Genomic DNA, 15,357 nt, shown 5'->3' with positions numbered 1-15,357 from the left:
TGACGGTGGGGAGTGACATGAAGCTCGTATACGTCGGTCAGCCGTACGATAGACTTTTTCCGCCTGTTCAAAACTCAATCGGTCTGATCGTCTACAATACGGCGCTTCGGCTCGGCGAAGGCCTGCAGATTACGCTCTATGGCAAGCATTATCGAGACGACACGGTGCCCCCGGACCTGCCGTTCGCGGTGCGGCGGGCTGCGGCGCGGCGTGACCGCGCGCTGCAGCGGATCATCCACCAGTTTCCGCGCCTGGCGCGCTGGCTGCGGCTGGATGGGAAGGCCGATGACCACTCGCAATATCGTAACAAGGTTCGTCGCTACCTCGCCGTCGATCAACCAGATATCGTCCATTTGATGAATTATTGGGCATGGTGCCGGGAACTGAAGGCAGCCAGCTCATCTCATCGGCTCGTGCTTGAGATGCAGTGCGAGTGGCTGTCACAGCGTGACCGCGATCAGGTGGCCCGTCAGCTCAAGGTGGTGGATGCGGTGGTCGCCGTCAGCGACCACATCGCAAGGACCTTTCGTTCTGCATTCCCGGACTATCCTGGCGTCGTTGCCACTGTCGGTAATGGCGTGGACGTTTCTTACTTTCGGCCGAGCGAGCAGCGGGCTTCCGCATCCATCAGAACCCGACGTGTCATCCTGTTCGTTGGGCGGGTGTCGCCAGAGAAGGGGCTTCACACACTGATCGAGGCCTTCAGTGAGGTTGCGGCCAGGTTTGCGGACGTGGAACTTCGGATCGCAGGGCCGCATTCTCCGCTTCCGGTGGACTTCCTGACCAGCCTCTCGTCGGATCCGCGGGTAACCGCGTTGAGCCGTTTCTACGATCGCTGGGGCAATTGCAAATATCGGGAACATTTAGAGGAACTCATCGAGCGCCACGAGTTACGTCATCGAGTTCACTTCGTGGGCAACGTGCCCCACAAGGACCTCGTAGCGACGTACCATCAGGCCGACATTGTTGTGAATCCGTCCCTCAGCGAGAGCTTCGGAATATCGGTCGTGGAGGGCATGGCCTGCGGGATACCGGTGGTGGGAACGCGCGTGGGCGGGATGTGTGAATCCATTCTAGCTGGCAGCACCGGGATGCTGGTCGAAGTCGATGCTCCTGGCGAGCTCGCCCAGGCATTGATCACGATGCTGGAGGATACGGTCCGGGCAAGCGAAATGGGAAGCGAAGGGCGCAAGCGTGCCGTCGAGCTGTATTCGTGGGAGGCGCGCGCAGAACGGCTCAAGTCCGTCTATCAGAAACTGCGCCCAGGCACGCGGGTCCATGTTTCCACAAAGATCGTGAGCCATTGAGCTTTAGCGGTGGGCGGCGATCGCCAAGTGCCTCGCAGCTTGTAGGCCGATGTGATGCGCATGCGGCGACCCTCAGTGTAGCGCTCAACCCGGTGAGCGTATCGGTCTACGGCCAACCCATGTCGGATTGGAATGGGCCCGTCAGGCCCGCCGTTCTCTTCCCGAACGGCCGTCAGGTGCACCCAGCCCAAAGGGCGGAGTGAAGGAGGCCGAGTGAACCTGGCTGTAACGCTCCGCAATCTGTTCTCCAAATCGCAACGCATTGCTGGTGGCGAGGCGGGTGGCCTCAGGATCGTAACGCGAGCGGCGACCCAGATTTTGCGCGGGGCGCCTACGAGCCGCCGGTCCAGCAGCCATTTGCATCGAACCTGAAAGCAGGTGACGTATGTCTACGACATCGATTGCGCCGCGCCGCGTGGGGGCGGCAGGACGCGTCTATGCATTTGAACCGGTGCCGCAAAGCGCTGCCGCGATTGAGCAGAGCGCTCGGCCCAACAGGTCGACACCATCTGTGTGTTCGCCGAAGCGGTCGGTCCTAAGTGCGCACCGCCCACCGGTGATCTATGAACTCGACGACGCCAGGCGCGAGGGCTTCAGCGCAAGGCCCGGGCGATCGCGTCGTTTATGGCATCGATGGACTATGGTAACCATTCTGCCCGCCTCCTACGCCAATGGGAACTGGCACGTCGAGCATGTGCTGGCGGTCCGGCGAGCGAAACCGCGTCTATCCGACGGGCGGAGCCGTCGGCTTCGACCGAGGTCGTCTTCAAACATGGGCACCGGCCCAACGACAGCCGAACTATGCAGTGCGGAGGATCGCCAGCCGCATATGGATCGCGCGTTTCTCAACAAGATGCCAGCTGAGAAAGCCCGCGCAGACTGCTATAGGCAAGGTCAAGATCGTCAGCTGCATAGGCGTGATTGCCGGAACATACATGATCAGTAGCTTCTGAATCGGCCATGCGTAGAGATACACGCCGTACGATATATCATTCCTTCGGTTAATCGAATTTAACACGCTGTTCTCGTTTAGAAACGCCAAATACAGGAGCAGATAACCTCCAAACACGCCCACTGCGAGGGGCGCTAGCCGTTCCGAGCACATCCCGCCTATGAGAAGGATACAGCACAAAAGCGCTACCCGATTGCTCCTCCTCACATACTCCTTGAGCAGCTGAAACAACGCCCCAATGGAAAATATCATCGTAAAACGTACGGCATCGTCCACGTTACCGATGGGCTCAAAGTTTCCAAGATCGTAGCGAAAGTAGACACCTTGCGAAATGGAACTAACGAGGATTATTGCCAGTGACACTGACATGATCGAAAAGACAAGCGTGGCGCGACCGAGACAGAATACCACGATTGCCACAAGCACATAACAGCGAAACTCGTATGCAATAGTCCATAGTGATCCATTAACATCTGGTGCATGGGACCCGGCAAACGCCGATCCTACCTGCGCCGGGTTCAGCAAGAGCGCCATTTTGGAAAGCTTAGCCGCCCACTGGCTCGGAGATAGTTCATCAAAGTCACCACCTCCCAGCCAAAATACCAGGCTAATGCTGATCAAGTATGCCACAACAAATCCCGGAACTATACGAAGTACACGTCTGGACATGAAGGCGTAGATACTGCTTCGCATGGCGCTGTCGAGCACGAGGAAGCCACTGATGAAGAAGAACCCATAAACAGCCACTTGGCCGGAGGTCAACGTACCGAAGATGTTCTTCAGCACCTCACGATTCGAGTTCCCATCTATAAGTTCCGGCGAGTGGGATATAATAACAAGCGACGCAAAGAATAGCCGGAAGAAGCTTAGGGCGTTGGGCCTTCGTAAGTCGAAATCACTCATTTGATAGCCTTCAAGAAGTGACCTCTTGCGTCGGGCATTGCGATCTCAGCAAGGAGACCCGTTTTTGGGCAGAGCGCGTCAAAGTGAGCTTAGAGGCCGCCGATGGGCATTGTAAGTTCGTCCTTTGAGAGCCGAATTCATCCTTTCGAAGGTACGTGCCTCACGACCTAGTGGATTGATTCCAACGTTTGGAACCCGCGGTTTCGGGCGGCGATGATGTCATCGGGGTTGGCTTCCAGATGAATGGTCGCGGGTTCTCGGCATTGTATTCGCGGATGAAGCGGTTGATGGCGGCCTGAAGATCGACAACGGAATGGAAGACGCCGTGCTTGAGCCTGCGCCGGGTGAGTTTGGCGAAGAAGCCCTCGACCGCGTTGAACCAGGAGCAGGATGTTGGGGTGAAATGGAAGGTCCAGCGCCGGTGGCGGTCGAGCCAGGCGCTGACCTTGTCTTTTTTTGCGCGGCGAAATTGTCGAGGATTACATGGATTGCCTGTCTGCCGGCACCTCGCGCTCGATGCGGTTGAGGAAGCTGATGAACTCCTGATGGCAGTGGCACTGCATGTTCTGCGCGATGACCGTGCCGTCCAGCCCTGCGCTTGAGCGGAAAAGCGGGAATGCCACTTTTCAGGAAAACGGTTGAAGCTGATTAGAGCTTGACCAACTCCGAAATATCATACTGTTTGGATCCATGGATCCAAAATCGATTTTTAGCGAGCTGCAAGACGAGATTGAGTCAGGTGAATTGGCACCAGGTTCGGTTCTCAAGCAGGAATCGATCGCCGAGCGTTTCGGAGTGAGCCGCCAGCCAGTCAGACAGGCCCTGGACCGTTTGCTCGGAAGTGGCTTGGTCGTGCGGCGACCCGATCGAAGCCTGGCAGTCGCGATCCTCTCAGAGCGGGAGGCGACCGAACTTTGCGAACTTCGGGCCATTTTGGAGGTCGCTGCCTTGGAGCAGTCGTTGCCGGAGCTTCAGCCTTCCGCCTTGCGTAAGGCTGAGAGGCTCAACGACGAGCTGTTCGCGGAGTACGATCCGTCGCGGATTCTGGAGCTCGACCAGCAATTTCACCTCGCCCTGTACAGCGGTTGCACGAATACTCGATTACTTGAGACCGTCGAAGACCTTCGACGAGAATCCCGGCGGTCAACCCTTCACCAAGGGCGTGGCGCCCAGGAGCGAATTGATTTCTTCGAGGAACACGCGGCGATCGTTGCCGCTTGTGCGAGGCGCGATTTCGACGCTGCGGCGCAGCATCTTCGCTGCCATCTGACCCAGACGACTGCAAGACTTCTTTCCGTTCCGACAAAGGATCAATCATGAAAATGACCGTCGAAGTGCACTGGGAGCGAGAAGGAGCGGTATTCACCGACAAGCGCTACAGCCGCGCGCACATCTGGCGCTTCGACGGAGGCCAAGTGGTGCCGGCATCCGCTTCGCCACATATCGTTCCGCTTCCTTATTCAGTGGAAGCCAACGTCGACCCGGAGGAGGCTTACATCGCGGCGATTTCCAGCTGCCACATGTTGACCTTTCTCTCGATCGCGGCGCCCCAGGGGATCGTCGTGGAGAGCTATACCGACAAGGCGGTCGGGATGATGGAGAAGGTGGACGGACGATTGGTAGTCAGCCGCATTGACCTCAATCCGACCATTGTCTACGCCGGTGAAACGCCAACCGCCGCAACAGAAGCGGAACTTCACCACTCGGCGCATGAACAGTGCTTCATTGCCAATTCCGTGAAGACGGAAATCCAGGTCGTCACTTGACAGGCATTCGACGGCATGGCGACCTGCTCAAAAGCCACTAGTTGGGCGTTCGCTGCTTAAGCACATTGGCTATCCTTAGTTTCGCTTCCCCGGTGTCTGCGAGTTGTGTCCGCATTGGGTCAGCATTGCTGCCGTTCACAATGCGGACAATGAAGGTCACCGATGGGTCATGGGCGTGAGTTCGACTGGGCGGAAGCGAACTTCCGCTTTGGGTCGGCGGACTATCGTCGTGAGTTGACCCGAAGCGGCCCTTCCTGACCGAATTTCCTTCCCGGAAGCCGACGTTCACCAGAACCACCAGTCTTGACCCCAAACGGGCCCTTGCTAGGCCGATTTGGCGGCTCGTAAGCGGACGTTGCCCGGAACAGCGACTTTGCACCGTTCCTGCCGTTCCAATTGAAATCAGCTACGGCGCTAGGTGACCCGGCTCCAGTCATTCCCAAAGCCGTCGGCTTCTTCAAGCCGCCGATCAGCGGCATGGAAGTGGCATGTTACTCAGCCCGCTTGGGCGCGGTGAACGTCCATAGGGGGCGATGCTGACGTCGCGACTTTGCCAAGCTGGAAGACCTCCGTCGCCTCGCCGCGGCCGCGCAGCCGGTGCTTGCCCGCCGGGATCCTTTCGAACCTTTCGTCGAGCCGCGACGCGGTCTCGCCGGAAATGGCGATTGCGGCGGTGGCGCCCGGTTCGAGCTGCTTGCCGAGGTCCTGCAGCCGCTGGCTGACGTTCACGGTGTCGCCGACGATCGTATAGTTGACACGATCGGATGCGCCGATATTGCCGACGATGACGGAGCCCGTGTGGATGCCGATACGGACATGAAGCGGAGGCCGGCCTTCGCCAGCCGCTTCCAGATTGTCCTTGTCCAGCTTCTCGCGGATGGCCGCGGCTGCGCGGACGGCCGCGGCGGCATGGCCCTTCAGACGATCCGGCGCGCCGAAGAACGCCAGCATGCCGTCGCCCAGGAACTTGTCGACCGTGCCGCCATGTGCATCGACCGCGCCGCACAGGATCGCGAAGTGGTGGTTCAGCAGCCTGGCCGCGGCGGCGGCGTCCATCTGCTCCGACAGCGTGGTGAAGCCGGCGATGTCGGTGAACATAACGGTGACGACCGCTTCACGCGGTTCGGCGATGCCGCTCTCTCCGGTGCGCACCAGCTTGGCCACCAGCGAGCGCGGAACATAGGTCGAGAATGCACGCAGACCGATCAGCATGGCATTGAACGCCGAAGCCTGGTTGTCCAACTCCAGTACCCTGCTGCGCGGCAGGGGGGTCACGCCGTCGAGATCGAAATCGGCGACGCGCGTGGCCTGGCCGGCAATCGCCTGGATCGGGCGCGACAGGCGCTTGCCGAGAAGAATCGCGACGATGACCGCCACCGCCATCGCGCCAAGTCCAAGCATGGCCGATCCCATGACGCGCTCGATTTCGTCACCGATCTGACTGGTCTTGAAATACGCGCCGAGCGTCCAGGGCCGGTCGCCATAGCCGGTGATCTCACGGGTAATAGCGACGTAAGTGTTCTCTCCGTCCCATGACGTCGAGCCGTCCTTGTCGTCAACCTGGATTTCGTCAACCCGGATTTCGGCAACCTCGATATCGCGGGTACGCTGCGTGCTGAACTCCGGTTCCGGTTTGCGCGCCTCATATCCGGCGAGAACCGGATCGCCGAAATTGGCGAGCGGCGTCAGCGGCAGGATGCCGTCCTTCAGCGCATCCGGGGAAGCCAGCCGCTGGTCCGCCAGGATGGATCCGTCGCCATCCAGAATGAAGGCATGCGTGCCGAAGCGCGACGACAGTTCCTGCGTGATTTTGGACAAGTTCTGCAGTTCCACCGCGGCGATCACCCAGGCCTTCGTGGCGCCATCGCGTGACAGCGGCGCCGAGACGTTGGCGAACAAGCCATGTTCGTTGGCCACGAAGGCGCCCCACCGGCGTCCGTCGACCTGCTGGCGCTCTTCAAGAACGGCGCGCACTTGCGGCGATTTCTCGGTCTCGGCGGGGAGTTTCCGGATCGTTCCGGCAGGATATTTGGCGTCGTTGTCCCCGGTCACCGCCGCCCCCCTGCAAATCAGGTCGGGTGTGCAGATCAACATTGCGTTCACCCCCGGCGCTGCCGCCAGCGCACTGGCAACTGCCGCCGACATCGCCTCGTCGTCGATCTGGAACTCGCCCTGCTTGTAGAGCTGCGCGACGCCGTCCACGGCGCTCTCGGCGCGCCCCATCTCGGCGCGCAGCGAATCCTCCATCGCATCGATCAGGAGCGTCGACTGGGCGCCGAGCAGGTCGAAAGTGTTGCGAAGGTTGGCGCCGACCGACAATGCGAGCACGCCGCCGACCGACAGGAACACGAGGCTGCCGAAACTCATCGCCATGATGACTGCAATGGGGATGCGACGCCGCTTCTTTTCGGGGCGGACCAGACGCACTGGTTGTGCGGACGTGCTCATGCAGCCAATGTCATAATGCGCCACCGCATTGCAAGCCCGGTGACGGCTTTAAGGAGAGGACGCGCCGAAGCATTCGCACCAATGTGGCGCCGATGTTTCCAGCGCCGATGATTCCGATCCTCATAGGGGTGTTCCTTTCGTAAATATGGAAGAGCGCCCGCCTCAGTCGCGGACGCGGGCGCCTCGAAGATGCGCCCCTTTCTCGCGCAGTGTCGAGAGTGTCAACGCTTACGGATCGGTCGGCTGCAACCGCTTTGTACTCCACCCAGTGACCGTAGGCCTCGATGCCAGTCTTGAATTCCGGGGCATCAAACGCGTGATGAGCGCCCTTGTAGACCTGAAGCTGCACGGAGCTTCCCCTGCCGCTGCGCTGCTTCATCATCTCTCGGCATTTTTTTTGGCGGGGCTCCAATCGTCAAGCTCGCCGATCAGGATCAAGGTCGGGACTGTCGCCACTCGCTACCGAACATATCGGATAGTAGGCAATCGCTGCCTTGAATTTTGCGCTCCATAAGCCGCTCGACTGCACCAAGCCGCTCCACACCCAGCTAACCCCATCAAGTGCCCATGAGCACGTAGAGAACGCAGGCACCCGAAAGCGTCGATAACGCTCACAACCGAGCCGTCGCCCTTGACCCATTAGAGAACACTATCGGTCGACAGCGGCCGAAGGGCGAAGGTCGGGTTTGGAGAAGACCCGGGAGTGGCTACTTCTGGCGCATCCATGACCTCCAGCGTGGTCGCGGGCTATGTCTGCTTTCAGGAAGCGGCAAAGGTGATCTCTCCGGCAGAGATAGAGGCATTGCCGCCCGGCAGTCTTGGTTCACGAGTGCGGACCGTCCGCAATCAGCGCGGAACTGTCAGAAAGCGGAAGTAGCGACAGCAGCAGATCGCTCACCTGTTCCAACAAACGACGCGCGGTAAGACGGGCAGCACGCCAAACGTGCTGTCAGGGCTGGGCGGAACGCCGCAGAGCGGCGTCCCGTGGCTTCGTTCACAAGTCTAGTTCTTGACCACGTCTTCCAGAAAGAACCGGCCCAGCGGATTCTGGTAGAAGTTCTCGATTTTATTACGCGAGACGTTGATGAACGGGCTGTAGTACAGATCGATCCAGTTGACGTCCTCTTTGGCCATCTTCTGCAGATCGGTGTACATTTGCTCGCGCTTGGCCGGATCCATCTCGATGCGCGCCGCCGCGACCAGCTCCTTGACCTTCTCGTTGTTGTAGCGGGTCATGTAATTCATGTTCGCGTCGTGGCCGAGAACGAAGGTGGTCTTCTGGTCTGGGTCGAGGATGTCGTTGGTCCAGTAGTTGACACAGACGTCATAGTCGCCGGCCACCAGCATGTCCCATTCCTGGCTCGGGTCGACCTTCTGGATGTTGACGGTGACTCCGGCTTTGGCGAGCTGCTGCTGCAGCAGCACGGCCGTCTGCTCGACGATCTCGTCGCCGGCCCGCACGACGTAGTTGAGCGTCAGGTCCGAGGCCCCGGCGTCGGCCAGCATCTGCTTGGCCTTTTCCGGATCGTAGGGCCGCTTCAGATTGTCGGCGTAGTAATAGAGTGCGCCCTTCGGGACGTAGGAGTTTGCGACCTCGCCGTAGCCGAACGTCACCGTATCGACCACAGCCTGCTCGTCGATGGCCATGTCGAGGGCCTGCCGCACCTCCTTCTTCGCCAGCGCGCCATGCTCGTGGTTAATCAGCAGGTGATCCTCGCGGGTCGACGGGTCGAGATGAACGGTGAGGTTGGAATCCTTCTGCAGTTCGGCGACGCGTGAGAACGGCACAAAGATCGCGGTGTCGAGCTGGCCGGCCTGCACGTTCAGCATGCGGGTGTTATCGTCCGGCACGGAGATCCACTCGACGCCGTCGAGGCTGACACGCTCGGCCTCCCAGAAATGCGGATTTTTCGCCAGGATGACACGGTCGCCGCGCCTCCATTCCGTGATGGTGAAGGCGCCAGAGCCGATGGGTGTTTCGGCATATTTCTCCGGACCGAGCGTCTCGAAGCCCTTCTTGGAAAGAACCGAGGCGATCGGGAAGGCCAGCGTCGCCAGGAACGGCGCGGTCGCCTGCTTGAGTTTGATCGTGACGGTCTTTGGATCGGTTGCCTCGACCGTATCCATCACCTTGAAAGGATCCGCCCACAGCGAACCCTCGTCATCCCTGATGCGGGTGAGGCTGAACACCACGTCGTCGGCCGTCAGGTCGGAGCCGTCCGAGAACTTCGCGTCGCGCAGCTTTAGTGTATAGGTGAGGCCGTCCGGGCTGACCTCCCAACTCTCGGCGAGACCGGGCTCCAGCTTGGTGCCCGTCTTGTCGACGCGGATCAGCACGTCATAGACGTTGGCGAACACCCACAGGTCGATGTTCTGGGCGGTCTTGATCGGATCGAAGGTGGTCGAGTCTTCGCGCCGGCCAATCGTGAGTACGCCGGCGGCTTCTGCGAGCGTCGCCCCCAGGGACAGGCTGGTCATAACGGTGACCAAGCCGATGCGCATCCATTTGCTTCTTAACATCGTTATTCCCCTTCTGGTTTGCCTTTGGTTTCAGTTTGCGACCCCGTCGGCCTGCGGGGTCGCCATCTTCGAGGGAGCAAGCAGCGGCTTGTCCGGATCGATATGCGGAACGGCGGCAATCAGCGCGGCGGTGTAGGCATGCTTCGGCCGGGAGAACACTTCCTCCGACCGACCTTCCTCGACGATCACGCCGCGGTGCATCACCACAACACGCTGGCAGAGATTGCGAACGATTGCGAGATCGTGGGCGATAAATATCAGCGTGAGCGACATACGTTCCACCAGTTCGCGGAACAACTCCACGATCTGCGCCTGGATGGTGACGTCGAGGGCGGCCACGCACTCGTCCGCAATGATAAGTTTCGGGTCGACGGCGAGCGCGCGAGCTATGCCGGCCCGCTGGCATTGGCCGCCGCTCATCGAGCGCGGCTTGCGGTCGAGGAACGCGCGCCCCAAGCCGACCAGGTCGAGCAGTTCGCCGCAGCGTGCCGGAATTTGCGCGGTCTCGATTTTGCCCTGTACCCGCAGGACCTCCGCCAGCATCTTGCCAACGGTAAGATGAGGATTGAGGGCGTTGTAGGGGTCCTGGAAAACCATGGCGGTTTGACGTCGCAGCATGCCGAGGACTGCGCGACCCGATGCGATATCCGTACCATCGAACCGTATCGTGCCTGACGAGACCGGCGTAAGTCCAAGGACGGCGCGCGCCAGAGTGCTCTTGCCGCTTCCGGATTCGCCGACAATGCCGACCGTTTCGCCCGGCATGACACGGAGTGTGACCCCATTGACGGCATCAACCGCGCCTCGCCGGAACAGGCCGCCCGTGGCGAAGCGCACGTGCAGCTTCTCGATGTCGACCACCGGCACCGCTCCGGGTGCCCGGAGCTTCTCAGCCTTTGCCGGCATGTCCTCCTCCGGCAGCGAGGGATGACTGGCGATCAGCGAACGGGTGTAGGCATGCGCCGGCGCCGCAAGCAGACCGCGCTTCTCTCCAATCTCCACCAGTCGACCTTGCCACATCACCGCGATGCGGTCGCAGACTTGGGCAACGATGCCGAGATCGTGGGTGACCAGGATCACCGAGAGTCCACGCCTGGCGCGGATGTCCCTCAGAAGCCGCAGGATCTGCGCCTGTATCGTCACGTCGAGTGCCGTCGTCGGCTCGTCGGCGATCAGGATCCTGGGATTGCTTGATAGCGCCGCGCCGATCATGGCGCGCTGGCGCATGCCGCCGGAGAATTCGTGCGGGTAGCTATCGTATTGCCGAGCCGGATCCGGAAACCCGACCTGGGCGAGGATATCCACCGCCGCGGCGCGCGCCGCCTTGGCGTCCAGCTGCTGGTGAAAGCGGATGCCCTCGGTGATCTGGTCGCCGATCCTCATGACCGGGTCGAGATGGCTGCTCGGATTCTGAAAGATCATGCCGATTTCACCGCCGCGCACCGCGAGCATCTCGGCTTCCGGCGCGGTCGTCAGCTCACGCCCGGAAAGTGTGATCGAGCCACCGCTGATCCTGAGCCGGCTCGATGGCAGCAGCCTAACGAGTGAGCGGCAGAGCAGGCTCTTGCCCGACCCGCTCTCGCCGACCAGCCCGAGCACTTCTCCCGGGGCGAGATCGAGCGACACGGCATCAAGCAGGGTACGCTCCCCGCCGTCACCGTCATGGACGACCGTCAGGTCGGTGACCTTGAGCAGCGCCGCGATCACTCGTGAACCCCGAACAAATCGGCCAGCCCGTCGCCGATCATGCTGAAGGCGAAGGCGAGCGTCACGATCGCAAGCCCCGGGAACAATGTAATCCACCACGCGGTGGTGACGAAGGCTTGGCCTTCCGCCACCATCACGCCCCACTCCGCGACTGGCGGCTGCACGCCCAGCCCGAGATAGCTAATGGCCGCGCCATTCAGCAGGACGAGGACCGCGTCGGACATCGCGAAGACGACCGAGCCGGCAGCGGCATTGGGCAGGAGGTGACGGAACATGATGCGCATGCGGCTGAAGCCGAGGCTGACCGCCGCAACCGCGTAGTCGTGGTTCTTGAGCACGAGCATCTGGGCGCGGATGAGCCGCGCGTAGGAAACCCAGCCGACGAGGGCCATGGCGATGTAAAAACTGGCCAGGCCAGGCCCCAGGATCGCAATGATCGACAGCATCAATACCAGGAACGGGAAGGCCAGGATGATGTCGACCAGCCGCATGAAGATGGCGTCGACTATCCCGCCGAAGAAGCCGGCTATCGTGCCCAGCGTGGTGCCGATGAGAAAGGGGAAGATAACGCCGATGACGGCGATCTTGAGGTCGATGCGCGTGCCCCAGATGACGCGCGAGAGGATGTCGCGGCCGAAATTGTCGGTCCCGAACGGGTGCGGCCAGGACGGCCCCTGGAGCCGTGCTGTCGCGTCCTGGGCGATCGCATCGTAGGGCGCGATCAGCGGCGCGCCGAGCGCGAGGACGACGAACGCCCCAAGCAGGAAGACGCCGGCCGCCAGCGTACCGCGGCGGCGAAAGCGGCCCTTCCTGCCGAGCGCGGGCGCGGCCAAGGGCTCGCTCACAGCTTCACCCTCGGATCGAGAGCCACCGTGACGATGTCAGCCAGGAAGTTGATCAGCACGGTGGCGCACGCGAAGACCATCGCCACGCCCTGCACGACCATGTAGTCGCGCGAGAAGATGGCGCGCACCAGCAGCTGGCCCATGCCGGGCAGCGCGAAGACGGTCTCCACCACGACGGTGCCGCCTATCAGCCAACCTATGTTTACGGCGAGAAGGTTGACGGTCGGCACCAACGAATTTGGCAGCACGTGGCGCCAGAACACGATGCTCTCCGGCATGCCGCGCGCGCGCGCGGCAGTCGCCACGTCGGACTTCAAGCCTTCGACCATCGCCGCCCGCAAGCTGCGGGCCAGAACGGTCGACAGCGACAGCGAGACAGTGAGGCTCGGCAGCACGAGATGTGCAAGCTTTTCAGAAAGCGTGTTGCCGTAACCGGACACCGGGAGAATGGCGAGTTCGACGCTGAACAGGATGATCAGCATCAGGCCGAGCCAGAAGGGCGGGAAGCCGATGCCGAAGGTGGAAACGATGCGGATAACTTGGTCGGCCAGCCTGCCCTGATTGCGCGCCGCGATCGCCGCCACCGGCACGGCGATCAATACCGACAGCACAACGCTGCAAAGCACCAGCGTCAGAGTGGGCTCGATGCGCGTGGCGATCAGCTTCAGCACATCGATCTTGTAGAGGATCGAGCGCCCCATCTCGCCCTCCGCGAGGTTGCGCAGGAAGTAGAAATACTGGGCGAGCATGGACTCATCGAGGCCGTACTGCGCGCGGATGCGGGCGATCGCTTCGGGGGTGGCGCGGGTGCCGAGCAGAACGCGAGCGGGGTCGCCGGGGATCAGCCGGACAAGGATGAACGTGATCACGCTGATGCCGAACAGCACCGGCAGGAACTGAAGCGGACGGTATAGAACGAACTTATAGCGGTGCATGGCCCTGAGGTGTTTCCCCGTCCGCTCCCTTTCCCCTGCATTCCGCCTGCATCAGCCTGCCTTGTTGCGCGAGAGGAACCCTAAAAGGATCGGATAGTATGCAGCTGGGTTCTCGTAGAAGGGCATGTGACTCGCATTCGGGATGATGTGCAACTCCGACTGCGGCAGGCCAAGCTTCATGCGCAGACCACAGGCTGGTGTCAGTTCGTCGTGCTCACCATGCGTGATCAGCACCGGCACCTTGATCCTGGGCAGGTCGGGCACCCGGTTCCAGTCCTTGAGATTGCCGATGTAGAGAAACTCGTTCGGACCTTGCATGGTCGCGTAGGGTCCCATGCTCCAGTCGTCGAGCGAGCGGCGCACCGGCGCCGGCCATTCGGGCAGGCGGCAGACATGGCGGTAGTTGAGGATCGTCACCGCCGCCATGTATTCCGGATGACCGTAGGTTCCCTGCGCCTCGTGCTTCTGCATCATCGATACGGTCTCGGGTCCCAGCGACGCGCGCAGGCGTTCCAGTTCCAGAACAAGATGCGGCATGTCGGCGACCGTATCCTCGAGGATCAACGTCTGCAGGTTCTCCTGGTAGGCAAGCGCATATTCGATCGCCAGCCAGCCGCCCCAGGAATGACCCAGCATGTGTACATTGCCGAGTCCCAGCGTCCTGCGAACCGTCTCGGTCTCCTCGACGTAGCGCGCGATAGTCCACAACGAGGTGTCCGTGGGCCGGTCGGAGGCGCCGGTGCCAAGCTGGTCGAACGCCACGACCCTGTATCCCTTGTCTATCAGGCAGGAGTGCGATTCGCGAAGGTAGTCGCAGGCCAGGCCAGGCCCGCCGTTGAGGCAGAACACCGTCTCGGTGCTGGAGCCGAAGCTGTAGGCGACGACTTTAAAGCCGTCGACATTTACCTCGATGCGATCGTCGGCCGCCATCTCTCGCCACATGATACGCTCCGAATGCACAGATTTTAGGCATGCTCATATATTAAGCGAAACGTTGGGAGTGCGTCAGCTATAAGAAGTGATAGGGTGGTCCGGGATGTAGGCGGAAGAGCTCATGCTGGACGAAATCACAACGATCAGGCGGCGTTTCACTCGCCATGGCACCTTGGACGAATGCATCGACGAGGCGTTCGCCGCCCTGTCCGGCCTAGGCTACGACGCGCTGGTCTACGACTACACGCCCATCCCGTACGATCTCGACGGCGCTATCATGATCCCGTCGATGCTCAAGCTGCGTAACATCGATGACGACATGCGCGACTATTGGTGCGATCGAGGTTACTTCCGCATCGATCCGGTGCAGATCGTGGCGGCGCGCAGCTCCACCCCCTTCGCCTGGAGCTACAACAAGGAGATCGACACCGAGATAGGCGCGCTCCTCGACGAGACTACGGAACCCGTTGCGCGCTATCTGCGCGAGCGCGACCTCACTAGCGGCGTCACGATCCCTATCCACATGCCGCGCGGCGGCTATGCCACGGTTACCGGCATCCGCCTCGGCGCGGACGAGATGGTAGATCGGGATGCGGGAACCATCGCGCGCTTTAGCTTGCTGGCGCATGTCTTCCACGACACGGCCTACGCCCTCTACGACCGATCGGCTCTCAGTCCGCTCCTGCCGTCCTTGACTGAGCGCGAGCGCGAGTGTCTCCGCCATTCGGCACATGGCCTCTCTGCCAAGGAGATCTCGCGCGTCATCGGGCGCTCGATTCCTACGGTCGTCATGCACCTCACCGCCGCCGCCAGGAAGCTGGGCGCCAGGAACCGCACGCAGGCCGTCGTTCGCGCCGCGCATTTCCGCCTGCTCGACAACTGACGAAAAGGCCCTATCACCCCAGCAGGCCCGGTGCGGGTATCGCTTTCTGCGGACGGACCGCTCGGTTTCTTCCACCTATGAGGGAGAAGCCAACTAAAGCCCCGCAGATAGCCCAAAAGGTATCTTTGGAAGAAGTGCGGGAGTTTTGAGCGGCGAGG

General features: G+C 61.2%; 11 protein-coding genes and 1 pseudogene. 4 read left to right on the top strand and 8 right to left on the bottom strand.

Annotation, left to right across the window (positions count from 1 at the left end; translation table 11 throughout):
* Window positions 1–17: 17 nt before the first annotated feature.
* Complete coding sequence (locus AC0NIE_RS27450; RefSeq protein WP_473485091.1) at window positions 18–1,307, top strand: glycosyltransferase family 4 protein; 1,290 nt, start codon at window positions 18–20, stop codon at window positions 1,305–1,307.
* 799 nt (window positions 1,308–2,106) lie between these two features.
* Here AC0NIE_RS27450 and AC0NIE_RS27445 read toward each other — a convergent pair.
* Both AC0NIE_RS27445 and AC0NIE_RS27440 read right to left on the bottom strand, forming a co-directional pair.
* Window positions 2,107–3,162 carry an acyltransferase family protein gene (locus AC0NIE_RS27445; protein ID WP_473485092.1) on the bottom strand — a complete coding sequence of 352 codons (1,056 nt, stop codon included), beginning with the start codon at window positions 3,160–3,162 and terminating at the stop codon, window positions 2,107–2,109.
* A gap of 167 nt (window positions 3,163–3,329) precedes the next feature.
* Window positions 3,330–3,755, bottom strand: a pseudogene (locus tag AC0NIE_RS27440) (transposase); the annotation flags it as partial.
* A 97-nt stretch (window positions 3,756–3,852) separates the two neighbouring features.
* Here AC0NIE_RS27440 and AC0NIE_RS27435 point away from each other — a divergent pair.
* A complete protein-coding gene (locus AC0NIE_RS27435) occupies window positions 3,853–4,482 on the top strand; it encodes a GntR family transcriptional regulator (protein WP_473485093.1) in 630 nt (209 codons plus the stop codon).
* Window positions 4,479–4,928, top strand: a complete 450-nt coding sequence (locus AC0NIE_RS27430) for an OsmC family protein (protein ID WP_473485094.1) — start codon at window positions 4,479–4,481, stop codon at window positions 4,926–4,928. Before AC0NIE_RS27435 ends, AC0NIE_RS27430 begins: the two co-directional genes overlap by 4 nt.
* A 495-nt stretch (window positions 4,929–5,423) precedes the next feature.
* Here the strand turns inward: AC0NIE_RS27430 and AC0NIE_RS27425 are convergent, their stop codons facing one another.
* From AC0NIE_RS27425 to AC0NIE_RS27400, 6 genes are all read right to left on the bottom strand, one after another.
* Window positions 5,424–7,376 carry an adenylate/guanylate cyclase domain-containing protein gene (locus AC0NIE_RS27425; protein WP_473485095.1) on the bottom strand — a complete coding sequence of 651 codons (1,953 nt, stop codon included), beginning with the start codon at window positions 7,374–7,376 and terminating at the stop codon, window positions 5,424–5,426.
* 1,002 nt (window positions 7,377–8,378) lie between these two features.
* Window positions 8,379–9,878, bottom strand: coding sequence for an ABC transporter substrate-binding protein (locus AC0NIE_RS27420; protein ID WP_473485096.1), 1,500 nt, complete (start codon window positions 9,876–9,878; stop codon window positions 8,379–8,381).
* 48 nt (window positions 9,879–9,926) lie between these two features.
* Window positions 9,927–11,603, bottom strand: a complete 1,677-nt coding sequence (locus AC0NIE_RS27415; protein WP_473485097.1) for a dipeptide ABC transporter ATP-binding protein — start codon at window positions 11,601–11,603, stop codon at window positions 9,927–9,929.
* Window positions 11,600–12,448 (bottom strand): ABC transporter permease, encoded by an 849-nt coding sequence (locus AC0NIE_RS27410; RefSeq protein WP_473485098.1) that lies wholly within the window; start codon window positions 12,446–12,448, stop codon window positions 11,600–11,602. The genes AC0NIE_RS27415 and AC0NIE_RS27410 overlap by 4 nt, the downstream gene beginning before the upstream one ends.
* The gene (locus AC0NIE_RS27405; protein ID WP_473485099.1) at window positions 12,445–13,383 is read right to left on the bottom strand and encodes an ABC transporter permease; all 939 of its coding nucleotides are present in this window, start codon (window positions 13,381–13,383) and stop codon (window positions 12,445–12,447) included. The genes AC0NIE_RS27410 and AC0NIE_RS27405 overlap by 4 nt, the downstream gene beginning before the upstream one ends.
* A 51-nt stretch (window positions 13,384–13,434) precedes the next feature.
* Window positions 13,435–14,325: a proline iminopeptidase-family hydrolase gene (locus AC0NIE_RS27400; RefSeq protein WP_473485100.1), complete on the bottom strand. Its 891-nt coding sequence runs from the start codon at window positions 14,323–14,325 to the stop codon at window positions 13,435–13,437.
* Window positions 14,326–14,437: 112 nt separating this feature from the next.
* Here AC0NIE_RS27400 and AC0NIE_RS27395 point away from each other — a divergent pair, with 112 nt between their 5' ends.
* The gene (locus tag AC0NIE_RS27395) at window positions 14,438–15,199 is read left to right on the top strand and encodes a LuxR family transcriptional regulator (RefSeq protein WP_292213823.1); all 762 of its coding nucleotides are present in this window, start codon (window positions 14,438–14,440) and stop codon (window positions 15,197–15,199) included.
* Window positions 15,200–15,357 lie beyond the last annotated feature (158 nt).

This window comes from Mesorhizobium sp. WSM4842, from assembly GCF_055901575.1.
Note: the sequence above shows the minus strand (reverse complement) of the source record. Positions and strands in the feature narration are given on the sequence as shown.